26 protein-coding genes are annotated in these 26,549 nt (G+C 70.3%); 20 read left to right on the forward strand and 6 right to left on the reverse strand.

The genetic code is table 11. The annotated features are described in order from the left end of the window. Nucleotides 1-88 precede the first annotated feature (88 nt). The 12 genes from glyA to ACIBK6_RS25075 all read left to right on the forward strand — a co-directional run bounded on the left by glyA (nucleotide 89) and on the right by ACIBK6_RS25075 (nucleotide 11,501). Entirely contained in the window at nucleotides 89-1,330 is a 1,242-nt protein-coding gene (glyA, locus tag ACIBK6_RS25020; RefSeq protein WP_399053571.1) for a serine hydroxymethyltransferase, read from the forward strand. Between the two features lie 153 nt (nucleotides 1,331-1,483). Further along, nucleotides 1,484-2,824: an MraY family glycosyltransferase gene (locus ACIBK6_RS25025; RefSeq protein ID WP_399053749.1), complete on the forward strand. Its 1,341-nt coding sequence runs from the start codon at nucleotides 1,484-1,486 to the stop codon at nucleotides 2,822-2,824. A gap of 264 nt (nucleotides 2,825-3,088) precedes the next feature. After that, nucleotides 3,089-3,526: a hypothetical protein gene (locus tag ACIBK6_RS25030; protein WP_399053572.1), complete on the forward strand. Its 438-nt coding sequence runs from the start codon at nucleotides 3,089-3,091 to the stop codon at nucleotides 3,524-3,526. Nucleotides 3,527-3,751: 225 nt separating this feature from the next. After that, on the forward strand, nucleotides 3,752-4,576 hold the full coding sequence (gene atpB, locus ACIBK6_RS25035) for a F0F1 ATP synthase subunit A (protein WP_399053573.1): 825 nt from the start codon (nucleotides 3,752-3,754) through the stop codon (nucleotides 4,574-4,576). A 72-nt stretch (nucleotides 4,577-4,648) separates the two neighbouring features. Next, nucleotides 4,649-4,885, forward strand: a complete 237-nt coding sequence (locus tag ACIBK6_RS25040) for a F0F1 ATP synthase subunit C (protein WP_399053574.1) — start codon at nucleotides 4,649-4,651, stop codon at nucleotides 4,883-4,885. A gap of 51 nt (nucleotides 4,886-4,936) precedes the next feature. Beyond that, the gene (locus ACIBK6_RS25045; RefSeq protein ID WP_063802014.1) at nucleotides 4,937-5,473 is read left to right on the forward strand and encodes a F0F1 ATP synthase subunit B; all 537 of its coding nucleotides are present in this window, start codon (nucleotides 4,937-4,939) and stop codon (nucleotides 5,471-5,473) included. Next, nucleotides 5,470-6,285: a F0F1 ATP synthase subunit delta gene (locus tag ACIBK6_RS25050; protein WP_399053575.1), complete on the forward strand. Its 816-nt coding sequence runs from the start codon at nucleotides 5,470-5,472 to the stop codon at nucleotides 6,283-6,285. The genes ACIBK6_RS25045 and ACIBK6_RS25050 overlap by 4 nt, the downstream gene beginning before the upstream one ends. A gap of 139 nt (nucleotides 6,286-6,424) precedes the next feature. Further along, nucleotides 6,425-8,017, forward strand: coding sequence for a F0F1 ATP synthase subunit alpha (atpA, locus tag ACIBK6_RS25055; protein ID WP_399053576.1), 1,593 nt, complete (start codon nucleotides 6,425-6,427; stop codon nucleotides 8,015-8,017). A 23-nt stretch (nucleotides 8,018-8,040) separates the two neighbouring features. Next, nucleotides 8,041-8,958 carry a F0F1 ATP synthase subunit gamma gene (locus ACIBK6_RS25060; RefSeq protein ID WP_399053577.1) on the forward strand — a complete coding sequence of 306 codons (918 nt, stop codon included), beginning with the start codon at nucleotides 8,041-8,043 and terminating at the stop codon, nucleotides 8,956-8,958. Further along, nucleotides 8,958-10,400, forward strand: coding sequence for a F0F1 ATP synthase subunit beta (gene atpD, locus ACIBK6_RS25065; RefSeq protein ID WP_399053578.1), 1,443 nt, complete (start codon nucleotides 8,958-8,960; stop codon nucleotides 10,398-10,400). Before ACIBK6_RS25060 ends, atpD begins: the two co-directional genes overlap by 1 nt. Nucleotides 10,401-10,553: 153 nt before the next feature. Further along, entirely contained in the window at nucleotides 10,554-10,928 is a 375-nt protein-coding gene (locus tag ACIBK6_RS25070; protein WP_365573546.1) for a F0F1 ATP synthase subunit epsilon, read from the forward strand. Nucleotides 10,929-11,054: 126 nt separating this feature from the next. Continuing rightward, nucleotides 11,055-11,501 carry a DUF2550 domain-containing protein gene (locus tag ACIBK6_RS25075; protein ID WP_399053579.1) on the forward strand — a complete coding sequence of 149 codons (447 nt, stop codon included), beginning with the start codon at nucleotides 11,055-11,057 and terminating at the stop codon, nucleotides 11,499-11,501. Nucleotides 11,502-11,868: 367 nt separating this feature from the next. Here ACIBK6_RS25075 and ACIBK6_RS25080 read toward each other — a convergent pair whose 3' ends face one another. The 3 genes from ACIBK6_RS25080 to ACIBK6_RS25090 form a co-directional block, all read right to left on the reverse strand. Next, entirely contained in the window at nucleotides 11,869-13,695 is a 1,827-nt protein-coding gene (locus ACIBK6_RS25080) for a glycosyl hydrolase family 18 protein (protein ID WP_399053580.1), read from the reverse strand. Between the two features lie 184 nt (nucleotides 13,696-13,879). Continuing rightward, complete coding sequence (locus ACIBK6_RS25085; RefSeq protein ID WP_399053581.1) at nucleotides 13,880-14,524, reverse strand: response regulator; 645 nt, start codon at nucleotides 14,522-14,524, stop codon at nucleotides 13,880-13,882. After that, nucleotides 14,521-15,714 (reverse strand): sensor histidine kinase, encoded by a 1,194-nt coding sequence (locus ACIBK6_RS25090; RefSeq protein ID WP_399053582.1) that lies wholly within the window; start codon nucleotides 15,712-15,714, stop codon nucleotides 14,521-14,523. Before ACIBK6_RS25090 ends, ACIBK6_RS25085 begins: the two co-directional genes overlap by 4 nt. Before the next feature lie 150 nt (nucleotides 15,715-15,864). On the opposite strand from ACIBK6_RS25090, the gene ACIBK6_RS25095 reads away from it, so the two are divergent. Genes ACIBK6_RS25095 through ACIBK6_RS25110 form a run of 4 tightly spaced genes read left to right on the forward strand, consistent with a single transcriptional unit; the run spans nucleotide 15,865 to nucleotide 19,121 of the window. Continuing rightward, nucleotides 15,865-16,497 (forward strand): hypothetical protein, encoded by a 633-nt coding sequence (locus ACIBK6_RS25095; RefSeq protein ID WP_399053583.1) that lies wholly within the window; start codon nucleotides 15,865-15,867, stop codon nucleotides 16,495-16,497. Nucleotides 16,498-16,521: 24 nt separating this feature from the next. Beyond that, complete coding sequence (locus ACIBK6_RS25100; protein WP_399053584.1) at nucleotides 16,522-17,217, forward strand: response regulator transcription factor; 696 nt, start codon at nucleotides 16,522-16,524, stop codon at nucleotides 17,215-17,217. After that, entirely contained in the window at nucleotides 17,214-18,677 is a 1,464-nt protein-coding gene (locus ACIBK6_RS25105) for a sensor histidine kinase (RefSeq protein ID WP_399053585.1), read from the forward strand. Before ACIBK6_RS25100 ends, ACIBK6_RS25105 begins: the two co-directional genes overlap by 4 nt. A gap of 42 nt (nucleotides 18,678-18,719) precedes the next feature. Then, nucleotides 18,720-19,121 (forward strand): hypothetical protein, encoded by a 402-nt coding sequence (locus tag ACIBK6_RS25110; RefSeq protein WP_399053586.1) that lies wholly within the window; start codon nucleotides 18,720-18,722, stop codon nucleotides 19,119-19,121. 213 nt (nucleotides 19,122-19,334) lie between these two features. Here the strand turns inward: ACIBK6_RS25110 and ACIBK6_RS25115 are convergent, their stop codons facing one another. From ACIBK6_RS25115 to ACIBK6_RS25125, 3 genes are read right to left on the reverse strand one after another with little or no spacing between them, the layout of a single operon-like run. Further along, nucleotides 19,335-19,907, reverse strand: a complete 573-nt coding sequence (locus ACIBK6_RS25115; RefSeq protein WP_399053587.1) for a cob(I)yrinic acid a,c-diamide adenosyltransferase — start codon at nucleotides 19,905-19,907, stop codon at nucleotides 19,335-19,337. Nucleotides 19,908-19,920: 13 nt separating this feature from the next. Beyond that, nucleotides 19,921-20,682, reverse strand: coding sequence for an ABC transporter permease (locus ACIBK6_RS25120; RefSeq protein ID WP_399053588.1), 762 nt, complete (start codon nucleotides 20,680-20,682; stop codon nucleotides 19,921-19,923). Between the two features lie 8 nt (nucleotides 20,683-20,690). Beyond that, entirely contained in the window at nucleotides 20,691-21,473 is a 783-nt protein-coding gene (locus ACIBK6_RS25125) for an ABC transporter ATP-binding protein (protein WP_399053589.1), read from the reverse strand. An 82-nt stretch (nucleotides 21,474-21,555) separates the two neighbouring features. Between ACIBK6_RS25125 and ACIBK6_RS25130 the strand changes: the two genes are divergently transcribed. The 4 genes from ACIBK6_RS25130 to ACIBK6_RS25145 all read left to right on the forward strand — a co-directional run bounded on the left by ACIBK6_RS25130 (nucleotide 21,556) and on the right by ACIBK6_RS25145 (nucleotide 26,442). Beyond that, nucleotides 21,556-22,197 carry a TetR/AcrR family transcriptional regulator gene (locus tag ACIBK6_RS25130; RefSeq protein WP_399053590.1) on the forward strand — a complete coding sequence of 214 codons (642 nt, stop codon included), beginning with the start codon at nucleotides 21,556-21,558 and terminating at the stop codon, nucleotides 22,195-22,197. A gap of 135 nt (nucleotides 22,198-22,332) precedes the next feature. Then, nucleotides 22,333-23,181 carry a 3-hydroxyacyl-CoA dehydrogenase family protein gene (locus ACIBK6_RS25135; protein WP_399053592.1) on the forward strand — a complete coding sequence of 283 codons (849 nt, stop codon included), beginning with the start codon at nucleotides 22,333-22,335 and terminating at the stop codon, nucleotides 23,179-23,181. A 147-nt stretch (nucleotides 23,182-23,328) separates the two neighbouring features. After that, nucleotides 23,329-23,652: an STAS domain-containing protein gene (locus tag ACIBK6_RS25140; RefSeq protein WP_399053593.1), complete on the forward strand. Its 324-nt coding sequence runs from the start codon at nucleotides 23,329-23,331 to the stop codon at nucleotides 23,650-23,652. Nucleotides 23,653-23,904: 252 nt separating this feature from the next. Continuing rightward, nucleotides 23,905-26,442, forward strand: a complete 2,538-nt coding sequence (locus tag ACIBK6_RS25145) for an ATP-binding protein (RefSeq protein ID WP_399053594.1) — start codon at nucleotides 23,905-23,907, stop codon at nucleotides 26,440-26,442. Nucleotides 26,443-26,549 lie beyond the last annotated feature (107 nt).

Consider the following 26,549-nt stretch of genomic DNA (forward strand, 5'->3'; position numbering starts at 1 on the left):
CTGGCCCTTCAGGCCCTGGGGGAGATTGAGGAGCGGGACTCCAGGGTCACGCCGGGCGCGCTCGGGGGCTCAGATCTACCCTGGGAGCATGCCGGTCACCTCCGTAGACAGCCGCACAGAACTCGCGGGGTTCGAAGCCCTGAGACGGCACGACCCCGAAATGGCCGACGTGCTGCTCGCCGAGGCCGAGCGCCAAGCGACCTCGCTCCAACTGATCGCCGCCGAGAACTTCACCTCGCCCGCCGTGCGCGCGGCCCTCGGCTCGCAGTTGGGCAACAAGTACGCCGAGGGCTACCCGGGCGCCCGCCACCACGGCGGCTGCGAAGTCGTCGACGTCGCCGAGCGCATCGCCGTCGACCGAGCCAAGGCCCTGTTCGGCGCCGCGCACGCCAACGTCCAGACGCATTCGGGGACTTCGGCGGTACTGGCGGCCTACGCGGCGCTCCTGAGGCCCGGAGACACCGTCCTGGCGATGGGGCTCCCGTACGGCGGGCACCTCACGCACGGCTCGCCCGCGAACTTCTCCGGGCGGTGGTTCGACTTCGTCGGGTACGGCCTCGACCCGGACACCGGACTCATCGACTACGGCCAGGTGTGGGACCTGGCGGTCGAGCACCGGCCCAAGGCGATCGTGTGCGGATCCATCGCCTACCCCCGCCACCCCGACTACCAGGCCTTCCGGGAGATCGCCGACGATGTGGGCGCCTACCTCATCGCGGATGCCGCGCACCCCATCGGCCTGGTCGCCGGGGGAGCGGCGCCGAGCCCGGTCCCGTACGCCGACGTCGTGTGCGCCACCAGCCACAAGGTGCTGCGCGGACCGCGCGGCGGGTTGATCCTGTGCGGCGCCGACCTCGCCGCGCGCATCGACCGCGCCGTCTTCCCGTTCACCCAGGGCGGCGCTCAGATGCACACGATCGCGGCCAAGGCCGTCGCCTTCGGCGAGGCAGCCGCCCCGGCGTTCACCGGGTATGTCCATCAGGTGGTCGCCAACGCCCGCATTCTGGCCGAGGGGCTGCTTGCCGAGGGGTTCGGCGTGGTCACCGGTGGTACCGACACCCACCTCGTGCTCGCCGACCCGGCGCCGCTCGGCGTCGACGGACGCACCGCGCGCGGCCGCCTCGCGGGCGCCGGGCTCGTCCTCGACACCTGCGCGCTGCCGCACGCGGACGCCCGCGGCATCCGGCTCGGCACCGCCGCCGTCACCACGCAGGGCATGGGCGAGGCGGAGATGGCCAGAATCGCGGTGCTCTTCGCGATGGCGATGCGAGAGGATCCGAGAACGCGGGCAGAGGTGCGGGAACTGGCGGAAAGATTCCCTCCTCCTTGAGGGGGACGGGCCTTACCGCAGGGTTGCCGTACGGGACAAATAGGTACAGATCACCGCTTCACAGGGAGAGCTGCAACCATCTGCTGGATCCGGATGTCCTCAACCACATGCGCGCGAAGCTAGGGTGTGGGGCTGAGATGGCCAGCGATACCTCTGGGGCAGCCCGTGCGTGAATACCTGCTGACGCTCTGCGTCACGGCCGCGGTGACCTACCTGCTCACCGGGCCGGTGCGGAAGTTCGCCATCGCCGTCGGTGCGATGCCGGAGATCCGCGCGCGCGACGTGCACCGGGAGCCGACGCCGCGGCTCGGCGGCATCGCCATGTTCGGCGGCCTGTGCGCGGGTCTGCTGGTGGCCGACCACCTCGACGGCCTCAACGCCGTCTTCCAGTCCAACGAACCGCGCGCGCTGCTGTCCGGCGCCGCGCTGATCTGGCTGATCGGCGTCCTGGACGACAAGTTCGAGATCGACGCCCTGATCAAGCTCGGCGGCCAGATGATCGCCGCGGGCGTCATGGTCATGCAGGGTCTGACCATCCTGTGGCTGCCCATCCCGGGCATCGGCTCGGTCTCGCTGACCTCCTGGCAGGGCACCCTGCTCACGGTCGCGCTCGTCGTGATCACCATCAACGCGGTGAACTTCGTGGACGGCCTCGACGGCCTGGCGGCCGGCATGGTGTGCATCGCGTCGGCGGCCTTCTTCATGTACGCCTACCGGCTCTGGTACGGGTACGGGATCGAGGCGGCCGCCCCCGCCACCCTCTTCGCCGCCGTCCTGATGGGCATGTGCCTGGGCTTCCTGCCGCACAACATGCACCCGGCGAGGATCTTCATGGGCGACTCCGGGTCGATGCTGATCGGCCTGGTGCTCGCGGCCGGTGCGATCTCCATCACGGGCCAGGTCGACCCCGACGCGATGAAGCTCAACTTCGGCGGCACCCGCGATGCCACCCACGCGATGCTGCCGGTCTTCATCCCGCTGCTCATGCCGCTGTCGATCATCGCGATCCCGATGGCCGACCTGGTGCTCGCGATCGTCCGCAGGACCTGGAACGGGCAGTCGCCGTTCGCCGCGGACCGGGGGCACCTGCACCACCGGCTCCTGGAGATCGGGCATTCGCACAGCCGGGCGGTGCTGATCATGTACTTCTGGTCGGCGCTGATCGCCTTCGGCGCGGTCGCCTACTCGGTGCACTCGGCGTCGATGTGGATCGTGCTGCTGATCGTCGCGCTGAGCGCGGTCGGGCTCGTGCTCCTGCTGCTGCCGCGCTTCACCCCGCGCACCCCGCAGTGGGCCGAGCGGTTCGTGCCGCCGCGCTACCGGCGCGCGCCGGGCGAGCCGGAGGCGGTGCACTCGCTCGCGCTGTCGGAGGAGGACGAGGTGCGCGGCGAGCGCACTCCCGTCGCGGCCGGAGTCTCGGGCGTCAACGGAGCGACCGCGATCGGCCCCCGTTCGCGTTTCCCCGACCGACGGAAGACCGGTGCGTCGCGCTGACGATTTGCCGCGTCGATGCCCAATACCAGACATCTCACCGCCCGTTGCGCACAAACGCGCAGCACCACTCTCAAGTGTGATGGGCAGCACACTTCCATGGTAAAGACCTCATCAAATAGTTTGTGATACGGTTCACGAGACCCGGCGACAGAGCCGAAGGACCGTAGTGCGACGGTCCGTTGGCCCGAGGGACCAACTCGGCCCGGGCTTACGCTCGTCCATGACGACACCACTTTGCCCCCACCAGCAAGCGGAGCTGCCGCCATGCCGTCCAACGACGCACGCACTCTTCTCCAGACCGCCGTACCCACCGCTGCCGCGGGCGCTGTTGCCGCCGTCGTCAGCGGTGTGGTCGCGGGCGGCAAGGGAGCAGTGGGTGCCATCGTCGCGACGCTGGTCGTGATCCTCTTCATGGGCATCGGACTCGTCGTCCTGGAACGCACTGCCAAATCGCTTCCGCATCTGTTCCAGGCGATGGGACTGATGCTGTACACCGCGCAGTTGCTGCTGCTCTTCATCTTTGTCGCGGTCTTCAAGAACACGACGCTGTTCAACCCGAAGTGCTTCGCCGCCACGCTCGTCGCGCTGACCCTCGTCTGGATCGGCTCGCAGGCGCGTGCGCACATGAAGGCGAAGATCCTTTACGTCGAACCGGACTCCTCCGAGGGCAGCAAGCCCGAAAAGACGGGGCCGTCGTCGTGAAGGGTAGGGCCGGAATAAACGCGAGTTCAGGACCCTGCTATCGTCCGGTGCCAACTGCGGCACTGCGGGCGCGGGCATGTGAGCTGACGCCTGCTCATTCGCGAGGCTTGATGCCCGACCGCCGCCCCATCATCCGTAACACCAGTCCAGTGCCGAACCGCGGCTGCGCGCCGCGCCGACACAACGAGGTTGCCGTACCTATGCGCCACGCTGAAGGAGCCCGCGGTGAGTGCTGACCCGACGCAGGTGCTCGCCTTCGATCCGAGCTGCCACATCTTCCAGTCGAACGGCTGTGGCTTCGAGGGTCCCGGCCTGCATTCGTTCCTCTTCGAGCCGCTCTGGGGCGACACCAACGGCCTGTACTTCAACAAGCCGATGCTGCTCGCCCTGCTGGGCTCGCTCGTCGTCGTGGGCTTCTTCTGGGCCGCCTTCCGCAAGCCCAAGCTCGTCCCGGGCAAGCTGCAGATGGTCGCCGAGGCCGGCTACGACTTCGTACGCCGCGGCATCGTCTACGAGACCATCGGCAAGAAGGAGGGCGAGAAGTGGGTCCCCCTCATGGTCTCGATCTTCTTCTTCGTCTGGATGATGAACCTCTGGTCGATCGTCCCGGTCGCCCAGTTCCCGGTGACGTCGATCATCGCGTACCCCGCGGTCCTCGCCCTGATCGTCTACGTGATCTGGATGAGCCTCACCTTCAAGAGGCACGGCCTGGTCGGCGGCTTCAAGAACCTGACCGGCTACGACAAGTCCCTCGGTGGCGTGCTGCCGCTGGTCATGGTCATCGAGTTCTTCTCGAACGTCCTGGTCCGCCCGTTCACGCACGCGGTGCGACTCTTCGCGAACATGTTCGCCGGTCACACCCTGCTGCTCCTGTTCACGATCGCCAGCTGGTACATGCTCAACGGCATCGGCATCGCGTACTCGGGCGTCTCGTTCGTGATGGTCGTCGTGATGACCGCCTTCGAGCTCTTCATCCAGGCCGTCCAGGCCTACGTGTTCGTGCTGCTGGCCTGCGTCTTCATCCAGGGCGCCGTCGCCGAGCACCACTGATCGCCCCCTCCATACCCCAAGTCGTCCGGTGGCCAACCCCCACCGGTCCGTGAAAGAGAAGGAAGAACTGGCATGTCCCAGATCCTCGCTGCTGCTTCCAATGGCGTCACTGGCTCGCTCAGCTCCATCGGATACGGTCTCGCCGCGATCGGTCCCGGCGTCGGCGTCGGCATCATCTTCGGTAACGGCACGCAGGCTCTCGCCCGTCAGCCCGAAGCGGCCGGCCTGATCCGCGCCAACCAGATCCTCGGTTTCGCGTTCTGTGAGGCACTGGCCCTGATCGGCCTTGTCATGCCGTTCGTCTACTAAGACGAACCACGACCAGACCGACCGACGAAAGGCACTGATGTGAACCTCACCATGGTTCAGCTGGCGGCCGAGGGCAAGGAAAACCCCCTCGTTCCGCCGTGGCCTGAGCTCGTCATCGGCCTCATCGCCTTCGTCATCGTCTTCGGCTTCCTCGCCAAGAAGCTCCTCCCGAACATCAACAAGGTTCTGGACGAGCGCCGCGAGGCCATCGAAGGCGGGATGGAGAAGGCCGAGGCCGCTCAGACCGAGGCCCAGAGCGTCCTTGAGCAGTACAAGGCGCAGCTCGCCGAGGCCCGCCATGAGGCTGCCCGCCTGCGCCAGGAGGCGACCGAGCAGGGCACTGCCCTCATCCAGGAGATGAGGGCGGAAGGCCAGCGGCAGCGTGAGGAGATCATCGCTGCCGGCCACGCCCAGATCGAGGCCGACCGCAAGGCCGCCGCGCACTCGCTCCGTCAGGACGTGGGCAAGCTGGCGACCGACCTGGCCGGCAAGCTGGTCGGCGAGTCCCTTGAGGACCACGCCCGCCAGAGCCGCACCATCGACCGTTTCCTCGGCGAGCTCGAGGAGAAGGCCGAGGCCGTCCGATGAACGGCGCGAGCCGCGAGGCACTGGCCACCGCACGCGAGCGTCTCGACGCGCTGACGGACAACACGTCCGTCGACGCGGCGAAGCTCGGCGGCGAGCTGGCCGCCGTCACCGCGCTGCTCGACCGCGAGGTCTCGCTGCGTCGGGTCCTGACCGACCCGGCGCAGGCCGGCGAGGCCAAGGCCGAGCTGGCCGGGCGTCTGCTCGGCGGCCAGGTGGGCGGCGAGACCGCCGACCTGGTGGGCGGCATGGTCCGCTCCCGCTGGTCGCAGTCCCGTGACCTGGTGGACTCGCTGGAGGAACTGGCGAGCACCGCCGACCTCACCGCCGCGCAGCAGTCGGGCGCGCTGGACGACGTCGAGGACGAGCTGTTCCGGTTCGGCCGCATCGTCACCTCCAGCACCGAGCTGCGCTCCGCGCTGACCAGCAAGACCGCCACGGCCTCGGCCAAGAGCGAGCTGCTGCGCAGCCTGCTCGGCGGCAAGGCGAACCCGGTCACCGAGCGACTGGTCGGCCGTCTGGTGACCCGGCCGCGTGGACGTAGCCTGGAAGCGGGACTGGAGTCCCTCTCCAAGCTCGCCGCGGCACGCCGGGACCGCATGGTCGCGGTCGTCACCTCGGCGGTGCCGCTCACCGACCTCCAGCGGTCGCGCCTCGGCGCTGCCCTGGCGAAGATCTACGGCCGTCAGATGCACCTGAACCTCGACGTGGACCCCGAGGTCCTCGGCGGGATCTCGGTGCGTGTCGGCGACGAGATCATCGAAGGCACCATCGCGGAGCGCCTCGAAGAGGCGAACCGGCGGCTGGCGCGCTGACCCCGCGGTCGGCACACCAATTGAATTAGCAACACCAGCGGCCCGGTTGGGCCGTGCAGAGATTGCAGAAGATTCCTGGGGGTCGGCCCCCAGACCCCCTTAGAAACTTCGGGCCCAACAAGGAGAGCAGGGAACCCAGATGGCGGAGCTCACGATCCGGCCGGAGGAGATCCGGGACGCGCTGGAGACCTTTGTCCAGTCGTACCAGCCGGACGCGGCCTCGCGCGAGGAGGTCGGTACGGTCAGCGTTGCCGGTGACGGCATCGCGAAGGTCGAGGGTCTTCCCTCGGCCATGGCGAACGAGCTGCTGCGTTTCGAGGACGGAACGCTCGGTCTTGCCCTCAACCTCGAGGAGCGCGAGATCGGTGCGATCGTCCTCGGCGAGTTCAGCGGCATCGAAGAGGGCCAGCCGGTGCAGCGCACCGGTGAGGTGCTCTCGGTCGGCGTCGGCGAGGGCTACCTCGGCCGCGTCGTCGACCCGCTCGGCAACCCGATCGACGGCCTCGGCGAGATCGAGACCGACGGCCGCCGCGCCCTGGAGCTGCAGGCTCCGGGCGTAATGGTCCGTAAGTCGGTGCACGAGCCGATGGCCACCGGTTACAAGGCCGTCGACGCGATGGTGCCGATCGGCCGTGGCCAGCGTCAGCTGATCATCGGCGACCGTCAGACCGGCAAGACCGCTCTGGCCGTCGACACGATCATCAACCAGCGCGACAACTGGCGCTCGGGCGACCCGAAGAAGCAGGTCCGCTGCATCTACGTCGCCATCGGCCAGAAGGGCTCGACCATCGCCTCCGTGCGTGGCGCCCTGGAAGAGGCTGGCGCGCTGGAGTACACGACGATCGTCGCCGCGCCCGCGTCCGACCCGGCCGGCTTCAAGTACCTTGCGCCGTACACCGGTTCGGCCATCGGCCAGCACTGGATGTACGACGGCAAGCACGTCCTCATCATCTTCGACGACCTGTCGAAGCAGGCCGACGCCTACCGCGCCGTGTCGCTGCTGCTGCGCCGCCCGCCGGGCCGCGAGGCCTACCCGGGTGACGTCTTCTACCTGCACTCGCGTCTGCTGGAGCGCTGCGCGAAGCTGTCGGACGCCATGGGCGCCGGTTCGATGACCGGTCTGCCGATCGTCGAGACCAAGGCGAACGACGTGTCGGCGTTCATCCCGACCAACGTCATCTCCATCACCGACGGCCAGTGCTTCCTGGAGTCGGACCTGTTCAACGCCGGTCAGCGCCCCGCGCTGAACGTCGGTATCTCCGTCTCCCGAGTCGGTGGTTCCGCGCAGCACAAGGCGATGCGCCAGGTCTCCGGCCGACTCCGCGTCGACCTCGCCCAGTACCGCGAGCTGGAGGCGTTCGCCGCCTTCGGTTCCGACCTGGACGCCGCTTCCAAGGCCTCCCTGGAGCGCGGCAAGCGCATGGTCGAGCTGCTGAAGCAGGCGCAGTACTCGCCGATCCCGGTCGAGGAGCAGGTCGTCTCCATCTGGGCCGGCACCACCGGCAAGATGGACGACGTCCCGGTCGAGGACATCCGCCGCTTCGAGGCCGAGCTGCTGGAGTACCTGCGCCGCGAGCGCAAGGAGCTCCTCACCTCGATCGCCGAGGGCGGCAAGATGTCGGACGACACGATCCAGTCGATCGGCGACGCCATCGCGGCCTTCAAGCGGCAGTTCGAGACGTCGGCCGGCAATCTCCTGGGCGACGACGCTCCGGTCAGCACCAGCAAGTGACGACGACGGAAGGGACCTGACTCATGGGAGCGCAGCTCCGGGTCTACAAGCGTCGCATCCGATCCGTCACCGCGACCAAGAAGATCACCAAGGCGATGGAGATGATCGCCGCCTCGCGCATCGTCAAGGCGCAGCGCAAGGTGGCGGCCTCCACGCCGTACGCGACCGAGCTCACCCGTGCGGTGACCGCGGTGGCGACCGGCTCCACCACCAAGCACCCGCTCACCACCGAGGCCGAGGCCCCGGCCCGCGCCGCGGTCCTGCTCATCACGAGCGACCGCGGTCTGGCCGGCGGCTACTCCTCCAACGCCATCAAGGCCGCGGAGCGGCTGACGGAGCGGCTGCGCGGCGAGGGCAAGGGGGTCGACACGTACATCGTCGGCCGCAAGGGTGTCGCCTACTACGGCTTCCGTGAGCGCAAGGTCGCGGAATCGTGGACCGGCTTCACCGACAGCCCCACGTACGCGGACGCCAAGCGGGTGGCCGCGCCGCTGATCGAGACCATCCAGACGGAGATGGCCGAGAACGGTGCGGACGAACTGCACATCGTCTTCACGGAGTTCGTGTCGATGATGACGCAGACGCCGGTCGACAACCGGATGCTGCCTTTGTCGCTTGAGAAGGCTCAGGAGGAGACGGGCTCGAAGGACCAGATCCTTCCGCTCTTCGACTTCGAGCCGTCGGCGGAGGACGTCCTCGACGCCCTGCTGCCGCGCTACGTCGAAAGCCGCATCTACAACGCGCTCCTGCAGTCGGCCGCTTCCGAGCACGCCGCCCGCCGCCGCGCGATGAAGTCGGCGACCGACAACGCCGGAGACCTCATCAAGAGCCTCTCCCGGCTTGCCAACGCGGCCCGCCAGGCCGAAATCACCCAGGAAATCAGCGAGATCGTCGGTGGCTCCAGTGCGCTGGCCGACGCGACCGCGGGGAGTGACAAGTAATGACCACCACTGTTGAGACGGCCGTTGCCACGGGCCGCGTCGCCCGGGTCATCGGCCCGGTCGTCGACGTGGAGTTCCCCGTCGACGCGATGCCGGAGATCTACAACGCGCTGCACGTCCAGGTGGCCGACCCGGCCGAGGACGGCAAGCTCAAGACGCTGACGCTCGAAGTCGCCCAGCACCTGGGTGACGGCATCGTCCGCGCGATCTCGATGCAGCCCACCGACGGTCTGGTCCGCCAGGCCCCGGTGACCGACACGGGCGACGGCATCACGGTGCCGGTCGGCGACTTCACCAAGGGCAAGGTGTTCAACACCCTCGGCGAGGTGCTGAACAAGCCCGAGGAGAACGCCAACATCGGCGAGCGCTGGCCGATCCACCGCAAGGCGCCCAACTTCGACCAGCTCGAGTCCAAGACCGAGATGTTCGAGACCGGCGTCAAGGTCATCGACCTTCTCACCCCGTACGTCAAGGGTGGAAAGATCGGCCTCTTCGGCGGTGCGGGCGTCGGCAAGACCGTCCTCATCCAGGAAATGATCTACCGCGTGGCCAACAACCACGACGGTGTGTCGGTGTTCGCCGGTGTCGGTGAGCGCACCCGTGAGGGCAACGACCTCATCGAGGAGATGCAGGACTCGGGCGTCATCGACAAGACCGCCCTTGTCTTCGGTCAGATGGACGAGCCGCCGGGCACGCGTCTGCGCGTCGCGCTGGCCGGTCTGACGATGGCGGAGTACTTCCGTGACGTCCAGAAGCAGGACGTCCTCTTCTTCATCGACAACATCTTCCGGTACACCCAGGCGGGTTCCGAGGTGTCGACCCTGCTCGGCCGCATGCCCTCCGCGGTGGGCTACCAGCCGAACCTGGCCGACGAGATGGGTCTCCTCCAGGAGCGCATCACCTCGACCCGTGGTCACTCGATCACCTCGATGCAGGCGATCTACGTCCCCGCGGACGACCTGACCGACCCGGCCCCGGCCACCACCTTCGCCCACCTCGACGCGACGACGGTTCTGTCCCGTCCGATCTCCGAGAAGGGCATCTACCCGGCCGTGGACCCGCTGGACTCCACGTCCCGGATCCTGGACCCGCGCTACATCGCGCAGGACCACTACGACGCCGCCATGCGCGTCAAGACGATCCTGCAGAAGTACAAGGACCTCCAGGACATCATCGCCATCCTCGGCATCGACGAGCTCGGCGAAGAGGACAAGCTGGTCGTGCACCGCGCCCGCCGCGTGGAGCGCTTCCTGTCGCAGAACACCCACGTCGCCAAGCAGTTCACCGGCGTCGACGGTTCGGACGTCCCGCTGGAAGAGTCGATCATGGCGTTCAACCAGATCTGCGACGGCGAGTACGACCACTTCCCCGAGCAGGCGTTCTTCATGTGCGGTGGCCTGGAAGACCTCAAGGCCAACGCCAAGGAGCTGGGCGTCTCCTGACTCTCCTGACTCCTGGGAGCCCGACTCCCAGGAGTGGTGAGAATCGCGTCTTTGGCGGAGAGGGGCGGGTGCGTCCCGCCCTTCTCCGTACGCCTACTAGAATTCGACCCAACACCCGGCCGAACCGCCGGGTGGTGACCCGAGGAGCCAACCATGGCTACTGAGCTGCACGTCGAGCTCGTCGCCGCGGACCGCAGTGTCTGGTCCGGCGAGGCCACCCTGGTCGTCGCGCGCACCACGTCCGGCGACATCGGCGTCATGCCCGGTCACCAGCCGCTCCTTGGTGTGCTGGAGTCGGGCCCGGTGACGATCCGTACGAGCGAGGGCAGCACCGTCGTCGCGGCGGTGCACGGTGGATTCATCTCCTTCGCCGACAACAAGCTTTCGCTGCTCGCGGAGATCGCCGAGCTGGCGGACGAGATCGATGTCCAGCGCGCCGAGCGTGCGCTGGAGAGCGCGAAGTCGGAGTCGGACGCCGCCGCTGAGCGGCGCGCCGATGTACGGCTCCGTGCGGTGGCGGTGCGTTAGCACCCCGCCGACGTTTTCCCTCAGCCGCGGCTCGGTCCGGAATTTTCCGGAGCCGGTCGCGGCTGAGGCGATGCAGGCAGATTTTTCCGTTGCTGGATTACTGGTTGAGCGAGGAGGTCGGTGTAGATGACTCTCGCTCTGCTTGTGTGTGGCCTGGTCGTCGCGCTGGTACTGGTGGGACTCTTCGTCTTCGGTCTGCGCCGGCGGCTGATCCAGCGCTCGGGCGGAACGTTCGACTGCAGTCTGCGCTGGAACCTTCCGGAGACGCCGGACACCAGTGGCAAGGGCTGGGTGTACGGGGTGGCCCGCTACAACGGTGACCGGATCGAGTGGTTCCGCGTCTTCTCGTACGCGCCTCGGCCGCGGCGGGTGCTTGAGCGCTCGGCGATCGACGTGGTGGCGCGGCGCCTGCCGGAGGGCGAGGAGGAACTCGCGCTCCTCTCCGACGCGATCATCCTGGGCTGTACGCACCGTGGCACGCGCCTCGAACTCGCGATGAGCGAGGACGCGCTGACGGGTTTCCTGGCCTGGCTGGAGGCCGCACCACCGGGCCAACGCGTGAACGTGGCGTAGGCGGGAGTTTCCCCCCACCCCGCCCCTTCCCGCTGTAACACTCAGCGGCTCCGCCGCGGGCCTCCGGGGGTGGGGAGGGCAAGGGTGGGGTTTTCCTTTGGGGGCTGCGCCCCCAAACCCCCCGGGGGGCTGCGCCCCTCGACCCCCTACGGGCTGCGCCCCGGACCCCCTTCGCGGTGGTTGAGATTCTGGGCGGCAAAAATCTAGCCTCTCATCGGGGACCCCCATGACGGGCTGGGGATGCCCGTACCCGGTGCTGTCAGGGGCGCGGGGAACTGCGCGACCAGCCATCCACGGTCCGCGGACGAAGGCCTGACCCGGAAGGCGGGGGACGGGCCCGCCTTCCGGGGTGCTGGGGTGACCCGGGTTACTTCAGGCCGCTGTCCATCGCCGAGATCAGCTCGCCGTTCGAGGTATCCCCGCTGAACTCCCAGAAGAACGCGCCCCTCAGCCCCTGATCCTTCACGTACGTCATCTTTCCGGCGATCGTCGACGGCGTGTCGTAGCTCCACCAGTTGGACCCGCAGTGGGCGTACGCCGTGCCCGCGATCGTTCCGGTCACCGGGCAGGAGGACTTGAGGACCTTGTAGTCCTCGATGCCCTGTTCGTACGTACCCGGCGCCGGGCCCGTCGCCGTGCCGCCCGGCGCGTCCTGGGTCACGCCCGTCCAGCCGCGGCCGTAGAACCCGATGCCCAGGTTGAGCTTGCTCGCCGGGACGCCCTTCGCCTTGTACTTCTGGATCGCCGCGTCCGTGTTGAAGCCCGCGATGGGGATCCCGTTGTAGGAGGTGAGCGGGGAGTGCGGGGCCGTCGGGCCCTGCGCGGCCCACGCGCCGAAGAAGTCGTACGTCATCACGTTGTACCAGTCGACGTACTGCGCGGCGCCCCCGTAGTCGGCGGCGTCCATCTTGCCGTTGTCCGAGCCGTCGGCGGTGACCGCCGCGGTGACCAGCGCCGAGCCGCCGAACTTCGTGCGCAGCGCGGCGAGCAGGTTCTTCAGGGCGGCCGGTCCGCTGGTGTCGCAGGACAGGCCGCAGGCGTTGGGGTACTCCCAGTCGATGTCGATGCCGTCGAACACATCGGCCCAGCGCGGGTCCTTGACCAGCGAGTAGCAGGAGTCCGCGAACGCCGCCGGGTTCGCGGCCGCCGCGCCGAAGCCGCCGGACCAGGTCCAGCCGCCGAAGGACCAGAGGATCTTGATGCCCGGGTACTTCGCCTTCAACTCGCGCAGCTGGTTGATGTTGCCCGCCACCGGCTGGTTCCAGGTGTCCGCTGTGCCGTCCACGCTGGAGGACGCGTCGTACGTCTTCTGGTAGTCGGCGTACGCGTCGCCGATGGCGCACTGGCCGTTGGTCACATTGCCGAACGCGTAGTTGATGTGGGTCAGTTTGCTCGCCGAGCCCGAGGTGACGATGTTCTTCACCTGGTAGTTGCGCTGGTAGATGCCCCAGTCGGTGAAGTAGCCGAGCCGGACCTTGTCGCCGCCGGGGCCGGGGCCGCCCCCGCCGGTGGTCGTCACGGTGACCGAGCCCGAGGAGGGGCCCGTCTGGTCGGCGGTGTCGCGCGCGGTCACGCTGTAGGTGTACGACGTGCCCGCGGTCAGGCCGGAGTCGGTGTACGTGGTTCCCGTCACCGTGGCGATCTTCGCCGAGCCCCGGTACACGTCGTAGTTCTTGATGCCCTTGTCGTCGGTCGCGGCGGACCAGGACAGCGTCACACCGGTGTCGGTGACGTTGCTCGCGGTCGGGGTGCCGGGGGCCGACGGCGGGTTGTCGCCGGGGGCCGAACCGCCGTCGCAGGAGCCGCCGTTGAGCTTGCAGCCCGACGGGGATCCCGAGCCCGCCCCGTTGAAGCCGAAGCTCACGCTTGCGCCGGGGGCGAGGGTGGCGTTGTACGACTTGTTCTTGGCGGTCCAGTGGGTGCCGGAGTTGGTGACGTCCGCGTCCCAGGCCGAGGTCACGGACGTACCCGAGGGGTAGTCCCACTCCACGGTCCAGGAAGTGAGCGTGGTGGTGCCGGTGTTCTTGATGGTCCAGCCGGCCCCGAATCCGGTGCCCCAGTCCGAGGACTTGGCATAGGTGGCGGTCGCCGAGGCGGCGGCCGCGGCGGGGGAGGCCAGACCGATCAGCGCGGCCAGGGGGAGGGCGAGTGCGGTCAGGGCCGCTGCGGCTCTTGATCTGAAGCGCGTACGCATACGACGTGCGGTACTCAAGGCTGCTCCCGAATGGTGCGACGGTGGTGGGGGTGGGACCCTGCTCCGTCCGGGTGGGCGTGCCTCAGAACGCCAGGGATGGCATGCCCACCACAGCAGTGTGCGGTGAGCGTAGAAAGGTCTGGACCAACCGTCAAGAGGTCCAGACCTCCGGCGGGGAGTCGTCTCAGATCCCCAACTCCTGTGCCAGTACGGCCGCTTGGACCCGGCTGCGCAGCTCCAGCTTGCCAAGCAGTCTGCTGACATGGGTCTTCACGGTGGCCTCCGCCATGTCCAGGCGTACCGCGATCTCCGCGTTCGACAGGCCCCGGCCCAGACAGGACAGCACCTCGCCCTCGCGCCGGGTCAGGGTGTCGAGCGCCGCGGGGCGCTGCGGGACGACCGGCTGCGGTGCCGAGGCGAACTCCGCGATGAGGCGCCGGGTGACGGCCGGGGCGATCAGGCCCTCACCGCGCGCCACCGTGCGCACCGCCTCGATCAGGTCCTTCGCGTCGGTGTTCTTGAGCAGGAAGCCCGCCGCGCCCGCGCGCAGCGCCCCGAAGACGTACTCGTCCAGGTCGAAGGTGGTCAGGACCAGCACGTCGGCGAGCCCCTCGCCGACCACGGTCCGGGTCGCCGAGACCCCGTCCAGCTTCGGCATCTGGACGTCCATCAGGACCAGATCGGGGCGGAGTTCGCGGGCCAGCGCCACCGCCTGCTCGCCGTCCGCCGCCTCCCCGGCCACCTCGATGTCCGGGGCGCTGGAGAGGATCAGGACCAGTCCGGCCCGTACCGCCGACTGGTCCTCCGCGACCAGTACCCGGATCGTCATGTGCTCAATGTCCTTTCGTCGGCGGGCAGTTGGGCCCGCACCAGCCAGATCTTGGTGCCGTCCGGCGCCGTCTCGGGGCCCGAGGCGAAGGTCCCGTCGAGCAGTTCGACCCGCTCGCGCATCCCGATCAGACCGGCGCCGGACCCCGGTGCGCGCGGGCCCGGCCGGTCGCCGTACGGGCTGGTGACCCGCACGGTGAGCAGCCCGTCGGCGCGCGCGAGGGCGACCTCGACCGGGCCGGGCGCCGCGTGCTTGAGGGCGTTGGTGAGGGACTCCTGGACGATCCGGTACGCGGCGAGCTCCACCGGCGCGGGCAGCGGGCCGTTCTCTGCACGCCGGTCGTCGAGCGCGAAGCGGAGCCCGCTGGCGGACCCGTTGGTACCGGCCTGGGCGATCAGCGCGTCGAGCCCGGCCAGGGTGGGCGCGGCGGCGGGCTGTTCGTGGCCGGCGGTGTCGCGCAGCAGCCCGATCAGCCGGCGCATCTCGGCGAGCCCGGCCACGCTGTTCTCGCGGATCACCGACATGGCCTGCCGGGTCGTCGCCGGGTCGTCCAGGGAGAGCGCGGCCGTGGAGTGGATGGCGATCGCCGAGAGGTGGTTGGCGACCACGTCGTGCAGTTCGCGGGCCATCCGGGCGCGCTCGGCGACCACGGCCTGGCTGCGGTCCATCTCGGCGAGCAGCGCGGTCTGTTCGGCGCGCAGCCGGGCGCTGTCGGCGGCCTCGCGGTGACTGCGCACGAGGGCCCCGGTGGCCGCGGGCGTGAACGAGATGATGCCCGTGATCACGCCGATGAGCAGGGCCTCCGGCCGGTGGAGCCAGGCGTAGAAGCCGATCGTCACGCCGACCGTGATCAGCCCGGTGGTGACCGGGATGCGGCGGGCCGCCGCCGGGGTCCCGTACAGGACGGCCGCGTACACGAGGTCGGTGAACATCACGACCGTGGCCAGGCTGCCCGGCGTGAACTGATCGGCGAGCAGCAGACAGGTGCCGATGACCAGCGCGGTCTGCGGTGCGGTGCGGCGCAGCAGCTCAAGGCCCGCCATCAGCACCAGCGGCAGGAGCACCCAGGTGCCGGACAGCGGGCGGCCGCTCTGGGTGTGCAGTCCGACGGCCCACAGCACGAGCCCGCCGAGCAGTCCGGCACATGAGATGAGGGCGTCGTGGCGGTGCGGACGGGAGATCGGGGTCACAGTCCCATCCAACACGGCCGCCGGAGCCCCGGCCTCCACGTATCAGCCGATCTTCCGCTACACCGAAGGATGCAGTCGCGTTTCGTCCACGGCGACGAGGAGCGGGCGATGGACGCGGGCGAGCCTTGAGGAGGACGGAAGGAGACCACCGTGATCGTCACGCTGATCATCGCCTGTGAAGTCGGCTTCTGGCTGCTGCTGGCCGCCGGGCTCGCCCTGCGCTACCTCGCGAAGATGCGGCGGACGAGCGTGGCGGTGCTCCTGTGCGAGCCGCTCCTGGAGGTGGTGCTGCTCGTGGTGACCGCCGTCGACCTGAAGAACGGCGCCCAGCCGGACTGGAAGCACGGCCTGGCCGCCGTCTACCTCGGCTTCTCGGCGGGGATGGGCCACTACCTGGTGACCCGTGCCGACGCCTGGGTCGCCTACCGCTTCGCGGGCGGCCCCAAGCCCGCCAAGGCGCCCAGGGGAGGCAGCGCCAGGACCGCGTACGAATGGAAGATGGCGGGCCGCTTCACCGTCGCCGCACTGCTCGCGATCGCGCTGCTCCAGGCCGCGATCTGGTACGTCGGCGGGGACGGCGGCACCGACTCGCTGCGGATGTGGCAGCAGCGGATGCTGCTGGTGATCGGCATCAACGTGATCATCGCGTTGAGCTACACGCTGTTCCCGAAGAAGGCCGACCAGGCGCGGTCGCGGCCCTCGCTCCTCGACCGGCTGCTCAAGCCGCCGTCCGAGCGGGCCGGTTCGCACACAGACAAGGACCGTACGCTGACCAAGGGGTAGCGGCATGCGGTGAAGGAGTGGCGGATGAGCGGGCCGAGCCGTCCCGGAGACGTCCTGGTGGTCGATGACGACGACGCGGTGCGCCGTTCGCTCGACCGGGGCCTGCGGCTCAGCGGCTTCCGGGTCCGCACCGCCGACGGCGGCCGCACCGCGCTCGCCGCGATCGAGCAGAGCCCGCCCGACGTGCTCGTCCTGGATGTGTCCATGCCCGGCATGAGCGGCATCGAGGTGTGCACGCGGCTGCGGGCGGCCGGACACGATCTGCCCGTCCTGATGCTGTCCGCCCTTGACGAGACCGCCGACCGCATCGCCGGGCTCCAGGCGGGCGGCGACGACTACCTCGTCAAGCCGTTCGCCCTGCAGGAACTGGTGCTGCGGCTGCACGCCCTGCTGCGCCGCCGGCCGCCCGCGGAGCACGACGTGGTCCGCGCCTGCGGCCTGGTCATCGACCCGGCGGCCCGCACCGCACAGCGCGACGGCCGTTCCCTCGACCTGACCCGGCGCGAGTACGAACTCCTCGAAGTGCTCACCCGCAACACCGGCCTCGTCCTGACCCGCGACCAGCTGCTCGAACGGGTCTGGGGGTACGACGTCGACGTGCGCACCGACGCCGTGGACACCTTCGTCAGCTATCTGCGCCGCAAGCTGGAGGCCGACGGGGCGCCCCGGCTCGTCCACACCGTGCGCGGCGTCGGCTTCGTCCTGCGGGAGCGGCCGTGAAGCTCTCCACCCGGATCGCGCTCGCCGTCGGCGTCACCGTGCCGCTCCTCGTCCTCGCCTGCGGCTGGCTGCTGCTCACCCTGGTCGCCCGCGATCTGCACCGCGAGGAGGACAGCCACCTGCGGACCCGGGCCACCGCGATCGCCCAGGACGCCCGCACCCTGCTGCGAGCGGCGGCCAAGGACCAGCCGACCGCCGAGGAGAACCACCAGCGCAGGCTGTTCAACTCCGCGCTCGACGTCGGCGTACGGCTCATCGGCCCCGACGGCACGTTCAGCGGCGGCCCGCAGCCCGATGCCTCGGTGCCGCTGCCCGCGCCCGGAACGGGGCCGGTGACCGTCCGCGGCGCGGGCCGCAGCTGGCGGGCGTACGCGCTGCCGGTCAAGGGGGCGCAGGTCTCCGGCACCCTGTGGGTGTTCTCGCCGGACACCGCGAGCCGCGCCCGGCTCAGCGTGGTCCAGAACCGCACGGTGACCACCGCCCTGCTCGCCGCCCCGCTGTCCGCGCTGCTCGCCTGGGCCATCGCGAGCGGCGCGACCCGCCCGCTGCGCCGGCTGCGCAGTGCGGCGGCCGGGCTCGATCCCCGGACCACCGCGGTACGCCTCGAACACCGGCCGACCCGCGTCGCCGAGGTGGACGACCTGGCCGCCACCCTGCAGACCGTCCTCGCCCGCTACGACGAACAGGCCGCCCGCACCGCGCAGGCCCTGGACACCGCCCGCTCCTTCTCCGCGGCCGCCTCGCACGAACTGCGCAACCCGCTGATGAGCATGGGCACCAACCTCGACATCCTGGCCCACCCCGAACTCCCCGAGGCCGACCGCGCCGAGGTCGTGGACGATCTGCGCCGGGAGCACGGACGGCTGCTCGGCATGCTGGTCGCGCTGCGCGAACTGGGGCGCGGCGATCTCGTGGAGGCCGACGCGTTCCGGGTGCTCGACGTGGCAGAGGTCGCCGACGCCGCCGTGGCCGAGGCCCGCCGGCGCGCCCCGGACGCCGCGATCACGCTGCGCGCCGAGCCCGCGCCGGTACGCGGCTGGGAGCCCGGCATCCGGATCCTGCTCGACAACCTGGTCGGCAACGCGCTCGCGCACGGCAGGGACGAGTCGGGCCGGGCCGAGATCGCGGTGGCCGTCGCCCCGGCCGGCGGGCAGGTGCTGATCACCGTGGACGACCGGGGCCCCGGCATCGCGCCCGCCGACCGCCAGGAGGTGTTCCGGCGCTTCCACCGCGGGCCCGCCAGTACCGGCTCCGGGCTCGGCCTGACCCTGGTCGCCCAGCAGGCGGCGCTGCACGGCGGGACCGTCGAACTCGCCGAAGGACCGGGCGGCCGGGGCACCCGGTGCACGGTGCGGCTGCCCGCCGGGGACCCGGCCCGGGAAGGCGAACTCCCGGCCCGGCGGGACTGGTTGACGGTCACGGCGGAGCGATCACAGAGTTCCCACAAAAAGCCTTCCTAGCCTCCGGGGCGTATCAGCCCTTTGAATCTGGAGGCAGTAGCCATGCACAACCCCATCTCGAACCGCCGCCGCCGGGTCGCCGCGGCCGCGCTCGCCGCGGCGGCCGTGCTGACCGTCGCCGCGCCCAGCGCCTTCGCGGACTCCGCGCCCTCGAAGGCCGCCACGACCGACGGCGCCAAGGGCATCTGCAAGCGGGCGCCCAGGACGGAAACGCGCATCGGGCGCTCCCTGAACCGGCTGGACGGGGGCGCGACCACGCCGGGTTCGGTGGCCCGGCTGCAGCAGCGCGTGGACAACGCGAAGAAGGAGGGCCACACCGCGATCGCCACCTACCTCGACCACGAACTCACGCACCGCAAGAGCCTGGTGACGACCCTTCAGCAGCGCCAGAAGGACCTCAAGGACGTGGCCGACTGGTGCAAGGCCAACAACGGGAAGAAGTGATGCGAGCCCGTCGGGCGCTGCCCGCCGTGGCGGCCGCCGACACGGACGCGAAGTCGGACCAGTAACCCATGCGGGCCGGCGTTGGTGCTGCTAGGGGCGCGGGGAACTGCGCGAGAAGCGGGCACGGTCGGCAGGCGAAAACGGGGTTAGGGGCGCGGGGAACTGCGCACAGGGCCCCGGGGAGCCCCCCCCGCACGCACAACCCGCCGAGCCCTACCTCTCCCCACCCGGCACCCACAGCACGTCTCCGACCTCCTTGTTGGCAGTGCGCGCCAGGATGAACAGGAGGTCGGAGAGGCGGTTGAGGTAGGTCGCCGTCAGGGCGTTCATGACGTTCCCGTGCACCTCCAGAGCCGCCCACGTCGAGCGTTCCGCGCGGCGCACCACCGTGCACGCCTGGTGCAGCAGGGCCGCGCCCGGGGTGCCGCCCGGCAGGATGAAGCTGCGGAGCTTGTCGAGCTCCTCCAGGAAGCGGTCGCAGTCCGCCTCCAGCTTGTCGACATAGGACTGCTCCACCCGCAGCGGCGGGTACTCCGGGTTCTCGGCGACCGGCGTGGCGAGGTCCGCGCCCACGTCGAAGAGGTCGTTCTGGACCCGGACGAGCACCTTCACGACGTCCTCGGGAAGCTGCCCGAGGGCGATGGCCGTGCCGATGACGGCATTGGCCTCATTGGCGTCGGCGTACGCCGAGATCCGCAGATCGGTCTTGGCGGTCCGGCTCATGTCGCCGAGGGCGGTCGTGCCCTGGTCGCCGGTGCGGGTGTAGATGCGCGTCAGATTGACCATACGGCCAGAGTAGTTACGCTCCGGCCGTCCTGAAGACGCGTGTGCCCACCGTCACGGCGAGCAACGCGAAGCCGACCGCCACCAGGGCCCCGTACAGCATGGCCGTGGTGGCGTACGAGCCGAGATACGCGTCCCGCACCGCGTCCACCAGATAGCGCAGCGGCATGAAGTGGGACAGCACGTTCAGCCAGCCCGGCGCGAGCGTCATGGGCAGCATCAGCCCGGACAGCAGCATCGACGGCATGGTGATCGCGTTGACCGCCGGACCGAACCCCTGCGGGGTGGTCACCTTCATGGCAAGGGCGTACGAGAGCGACGCGAGGGACAGCGTGAGCAGTGCCACGAAGGCGAAGCCGATGAGGATGCCGCCGAGCGGCGCGCGCAGGCCCATCGCCAGGGCGGCGAGCACGAGCAGCACCGCCTGGAAGACGAAGAGCGCGGCGTCCCGCAGGACCCGGCCGAGCAGCAGGGCCAGGCGCGAGACGGGGGTGACGCGCATGCGCTCCACGACGCCCCAGCCGTTCTCGATGATGATCGCGAAACCCGCGAACGAGGCGCCGAACAGGGCGAGTTGGAGCAGCAGACCCGGCACCAGGACCTGCCAGGAGCTGCCGTGGGCGGCCAGCGGCATGCCGGTGAGGAGCGGTCCGAAGAAGAGCAGGTAGAGCAGCGGCATCAGCACGCCGAAGAGGATCTGGAACTTCGAGCGCAGGGTCGCCCGGATGTTCCGGCCGAGGATCAGTGCGGTGTCGGCGAGCAGCGGTGAGACGGTCATGGGGAGTCCTAGACGGCTACGGGGGTGGATTCCTGCGGTGCGGCGGTGCGCCCGGTGATGGCCAGGAAGGCGTCCTGGAGGGATGCGTCGGGGCCGCCCGCGTACCGGGTCTTGAGCTCGGCCGGGGTGCCCTCGGCCACGATCACGCCCTTGTCCACGACGACGAGCCGGTCGGCGAGCGCGTCGGCCTCGTCCAGGTAGTGGGTGGTGAGGAAGACGGTGGTGCCGTGCTCCGTGCGGATCCGGCGGACCAGGTCCCACAGGTCGGCCCGGCTGCCCGGGTCGAGGCCGGTGGTCGGCTCGTCCAGGAAGAGCACCGCGGGCCGGTGGGTGAGGCCCATCGCGATGTCGAGCCGCCGCCGCTGGCCGCCGGAGAGCGTCGCCGTTTTGCGCTCCAGGAGTTCGCTCAGGCCCAAGTCGGCCGCCAACTCCTCGGCGCGCAGGGCGGCTTGGGCCTTGGGGAGGCGGTAGAGGCGGCCCTGGGTGACCAGCTCCTCGCGTACCGAGATGTGCGGGTCGACGCCGCCGGACTGGGCCACGTAGCCGCAGGCCCGGCGGACTCCGGCGGGGTCCCGGACCAGATCGCAGCCGGCCACCGTCGCGGCGCCGCCGGTCGGCGGGAGCAGGGTGGTGAGCATCCGCAGGGTGGTGGTCTTGCCCGCGCCGTTGGGGCCGAGGAAGCCGAGGATCTCGCCGGTCCTGACGGTCAGGTCGATGCCGCGCACGGCCTCGACGGGGCCGCCCTTGCTCCGGAAGGTCCGGGCGAGCCCGGCCGTACTGATGATTGCCATGGCCCCAGAAAAACAGAGTCCATGTAATTTTGCAATGACACCAAAATTTAAGGGGGTGCAGACCATCGCCTAGGCTCTGCTCATGACAGAAGGGCGCAGGGAGCGGAAGAAGCGCGAGACCAGGCAGCGGATCTCGGACCTGGCCACCGGGCTCTTCCTGGAGCGCGGCTTCGAGGCGGTCACGATCGCCGAGATCGCCGAGGTGGCCGACGTGTCGGTCAACACGGTCTACAACTACTTCCCCACCAAGGAAGACCTGTTCCTCGACCGCAGCAAGGGCATCGTGGACCGCCTCTCGCGCTGGGTGCGCGGCCGCGACGCGGGGGAGTCGGCTGCCGAGGCGGTCCTGCGCGAGCTGCGCGCCGAGGTCGAGGCGGTCTCGCCGCGGGTCGGGCTGATGGCGGGCTACAGCCGGTTCATGGCCGTCGTGCATGAATCGCCCGCCCTCAGGGCCCGGCTGTGGGCGGTGGGCCAGGAGGTCCTGGAGAACCTGGACGCGACCCTGCGCGAGGAGGTCGGCGCCCGCCCCGAGGAGCCGCTGCCCTCCCTGATCGCGGGTCAGATCAACTGGGTCCACCAGACGGTGATGGCCGCCATCAGCCGCGAGATGATGGCCGGCCGCGACCCCGGGGAGGTCTCCCGCGAGGTGCTCGTCCTGATCGACGAGATGGAGTCACTGCTGGGGGAGAAGGTGCTCAACTACGCCGTACGGGGCGCACGCTGAGACCCACCTCACGCGGTCCGGTGTGATGTCCGTCATCTGAGACGTGACGCGCATCTCTAAGCGGTCCCAGAAGGCCGCCCGGCCGATAGCCTCCGCCAAGAAGGCTTGGGTGGAAACCTGTTGGAGGGAAGTGTCGTGGCCAGGAAGCTCGCCGTCATCGGAGCCGGACTCATGGGGTCCGGTATCGCGCAGGTCTCCGCCCAGGCGGGCTGGGACGTGGTGCTGCGCGACGTCACCGACGAGGCCCTCACCCGGGGCACCGACGGCATCAAGGCCTCGTACGACAAGTTCGTGAGCAAGGGGAAGCTGGCGGCACAGGACGCCGAGGCCGCGCTCGCCCGCATCACCACCACCACCGACCTGGACGCCGCCGCCGACGCCGACATCGTGGTCGAGGCCGTCTTCGAGAAGCTGGAGGTCAAGCACGAGATCTTCCGCACGCTCGACAAGATCGTGCGCGCGGACACCGTGCTCGCCTCCAACACCTCCGCCATCCCGATCACCAAGATCGCGGCGGCCACCGAGCACCCCGAGCGGGTCGTCGGCGTCCACTTCTTCTCGCCGGTGCCGATGATGCAGCTGTGCGAACTGGTCCGCGGCTACAAGACCAGCGACGAAACCCTCGCCGCGGCCCGGGAGTTCGCCGAGTCGGTCGGCAAGACCTGCATCGTGGTCAACCGCGACGTGGCCGGCTTCGTCACCACCCGCCTCATCTCGGCGCTCGTCGTCGAGGCGGCCAAGCTGTACGAGTCGGGCGTGGCCAGCGCCGAGGACATCGACCTCGCCTGCAAGCTGGGCTTCGGCCACGCGATGGGCCCGCTCGCCACCGCCGACCTCACCGGCGTCGACATCCTGCTGCACGCCACCAGCAACATCTACACGGAGTCCCAGGACGAGAAGTTCGCCCCGCCGGAGCTGATGCGCCGGATGGTGGATGCGGGTGACATCGGCCGCAAGAGCGGGCAGGGCTTCTACAAGCACTGAAAACCGCCCGTTTCCTCGGGCGTTCACCCCAAGGGGTGAATTAGGTCTCGGTTCGCTCACGGGCGGCAACTTCTGTCGCCGTGAGGCAGTCAGTTGATGAGTCGGTTGTCGTAAAGCCAGCAGCCAGTAGCACTCCCGGGAGCGCATATGCACATCAGGGGCGACCACGTCGAGCTGGTCGTCGGGGGCCGCCTCGACGTCCGCAGCGCGGCGGACGCCCGTACGGCTCTGCACTCGGCGGTGGACGACGGGGTCGGCGACCTCGTGCTCGACCTCACCGAACTGGACTCGTGGGACGCCACCGGACTCGGCGTGATCATGGGGGCCCACCGCCGGGCCGGGCGGTGCGGCCGGCGCCTCGTGCTGCGCGGCGTACCGCCCCAGATGCAGCGCCTCCTGGTCGCCACGCGGCTGCACCGGATCCTGGCGATCGAGGGCGGCATCGTGGCGGAGGCCCTGCCGCGCGTGTAGTTCCGGGGTGTTGGCGTGAGCGCGAGCGGGAAGGAAACGGACTCCGCGCGCAATCCTCACGAGACTGTGACGTCTTGGGCGAGGCGGCACCCCGCCTGTTCGTAGATACTGTGCGGAGTCTAGGGTTCGGCTTCCCGCCGATCGACGAACCCACACGGCGGGCACCGGACCAGAAGCGACAGCGAAGAGCGAAGTGCGTAAGGGCCGGGCGGGGCCAATCCTTACGCACCACGCATCTGGGGGGCTTTCACCATGGACCCGATGAACCGGGGACCGGAAGAGTTCAACCATGCCGACGAGCCGGTCGGCGGTGCGGGCGCACACGCGGAGCCGGGTGCCGGGCCGCAGCGTCCGCAGCACGGCAGAGAATCCGCCACCCCCGACTTCGCGGGGCGCGCGGCCGGACTCGCCCGCACCGTCCAGCTCGTCGCGGGAGACTTCCTGCTGACGGTCAATCCGGTGGACGGCAGCGAGATCGAGAACTGCCCGCCGAGCGACATACCCGGCCGGCCCGTGCGGCACAGCCCCGCCGAGCGCGCCGAGGCCGAACGCGCCGCCCGGCCGCCGCTCCCGCCGGGCCCGCTGACACCCGCACCCCCCTTGCTCGAACGGCAGGAGGAACGCGCCCGGCTCGTACGCCTCCTCGGCCGCGGCCGCTCCGTACGGCTCACCGGCCCCGCGGGCTCCGGGCGCAGCGCCCTGCTCGACGCCGTCGCCACGGACTGCGCGGAGCTCGCGCCCGACGGTGTCGTACGCCTGAGTGGCCACCGGCGCAGCCCCGCCGAGCTGCTGTACGAGCTGTACGCCACGGTGTTCCGCGCGCCCCTGCACCGGCCCGACCGGGCCACCCTGCTCGACCGGGTCCACCAGATCGGCGCCATCGTGGTCCTCGACGACCTCGAATTCGGCGGGGCCACCCTCGAAGAGCTGCTCATGGCCACCCCCGAGTGCGCCTATCTGCTCGCCGCCACCCCCGAGGTGCCGGCGCCGCACTCCGAATCGCACGTCGAAGAGGTCTTCCTGTCCGGCCTCGGCCGCAACGCCTCCCTCGAACTCCTGGAGCAGGCGGTCGACCGGGCGCTGACCGACGAGGAGGCCAACTGGGCGGGCGACCTGTGGTTCGAGTCCGAGGGCCTGCCGGTGCGCTTCGTCCAGGCCGGGGCGCTGCTGCGCCAGCGCGACCAACTGCGCGGCGACGTCAACTCCCTCGACCCGTACGGCTTTCCGCCGGACGAGCCCGCCGAGGCCTCGGTGTTCTCGGGGGACGGACGCGAGATACCGCTGCCCACGCTCGGCGAGGGCGCGGCCCCCGCGGCGCTGCTCGCCTCCCGGCTGAGCGAGGCCGCCCGGGCCACCCTGCGGTTCGCCGTGGCGCTGGGCGGCGAGGTGCCGCACCAGGCCCACCTGCCCGCCCTGGTCGGCGACACCCACGCGGACGCCGCCCTCGGCGAACTCATCGAGAGCGGGCTGCTGTCCCCGGTCGGCGCCCGCTACCGCCTCGCCGCCGGCGTACTCGCCCAGCTGGAAGGCGCCGGTTACGCCGCCGACGCGGTCGAGCAGGCGCACGCCGCCGCCCAGCACTACGCCTGGTGGACCGGGCACCCCTCGGTCACCCCCGAGCGGGCCGCCACCGAGGCGGACGCGGTGCTCGCCGCGATGGGCGCCCTCGTTCCGGGCGCCGCGCCCGAACACCCCGCCACCGTGGTCAAGCTCGCCCGCAGCTCGGCGCCCGCCTTCGCGGCCGGACTGCACTGGACGGCCTGGGAGCGCGCCCTGCGGGTCGGCTCCGAGGCGGCCCGGCTGACCGGGGAGGTGGCCGAAGAGGCGTACTTCCACCACGAGTTGGGCGTCCTCGCGCTCTGCGGCGGCAGCCTGGACCGGGCCCGCGCCGAGCTGGAGGCGTCCATCGCGCTGCGCGGCGCGCTCGCCGACAAGCGCGGCACCGTCGCCGGACGCCGGGCGCTCGCCCTGGTCGAGGACCGCTCAGGCGGGCTGCTGCCGGGCGGCCGCACCCCCGCGGGGGAAGAGGTGCCCGCGGCCCGCTACGAGGAGTCCCAGTCGCCGCCCGGGGGCGTTCCCGCGGCGGCCGTGACGGCCCAACTCCCGGCCGCCGGGCCTTCGTTGGTTACGCGGCGGGACACGCCGGTCGGCGGCGCCATGCCCAAGGCGCGGCGCACCCTGCTCGGCGGCGCCCGGCGCAACCTCGTCGCGGCCGGGGCCGGCGCACTGCTCGCCGCGGTGCTCGGCACGGTCGTCACGCTCGGCGCGACCTCAAGCAACAACGACGGCGGGCAGGGCGACCAGGTGAAGCAGCAGCAGTCGGCCAACGAGGGCGACAGCGGCGGCGGCCTGAACGCCGACCCGAACGACCCGGGCAGCACTGCCAAGCCCGGCCACAGCAAGAGCGCCAGTCCGAGCAAGCCGGGATCCACCCCCAGGCCCGGCACCTCCGGCCAGCCGGTGCCCGGCACCAGTGGCAGCCCGGACAGCCCGAGCGACCACCCCTCCACGCCGGGCTCGACGAAGCCGTCCACGTCGGGCAAGCCGTCCGGTTCGGGCAAACCGTCGCACTCGCCGTCGCACAGCCCGACCCCGGACCCGAGCAGCCACACCCCGACGGGTACGCCGTCGACGCCGACCAGCGCCTCGCCGCCGAGTCCCGGAGGCAGCAGTCCGCCACCCTCCACCAAGCCGCCGCCTTCGAGTCCGGCGGTCTCCAAGTCCGCGACGTCCAGCGCCCCGGCCAGTGCCAAGCCGACGACGTCCGCCGGTCCCATCACCAGCGCCTAGAACACTGCGAAACCGGCGGTCGCCGACGCTCCCGCGTAAGACACCGATTCACGCAGGACGATTCACGCCGGACATCGAGAAGATTGATGCAAGACACCGAGAAGGGG

The sequence above is a fragment of the Streptomyces sp. NPDC050485 genome (genome assembly GCF_044458185.1).
Classification (GTDB): Bacteria; Actinomycetota; Actinomycetes; order Streptomycetales; family Streptomycetaceae; genus Streptomyces.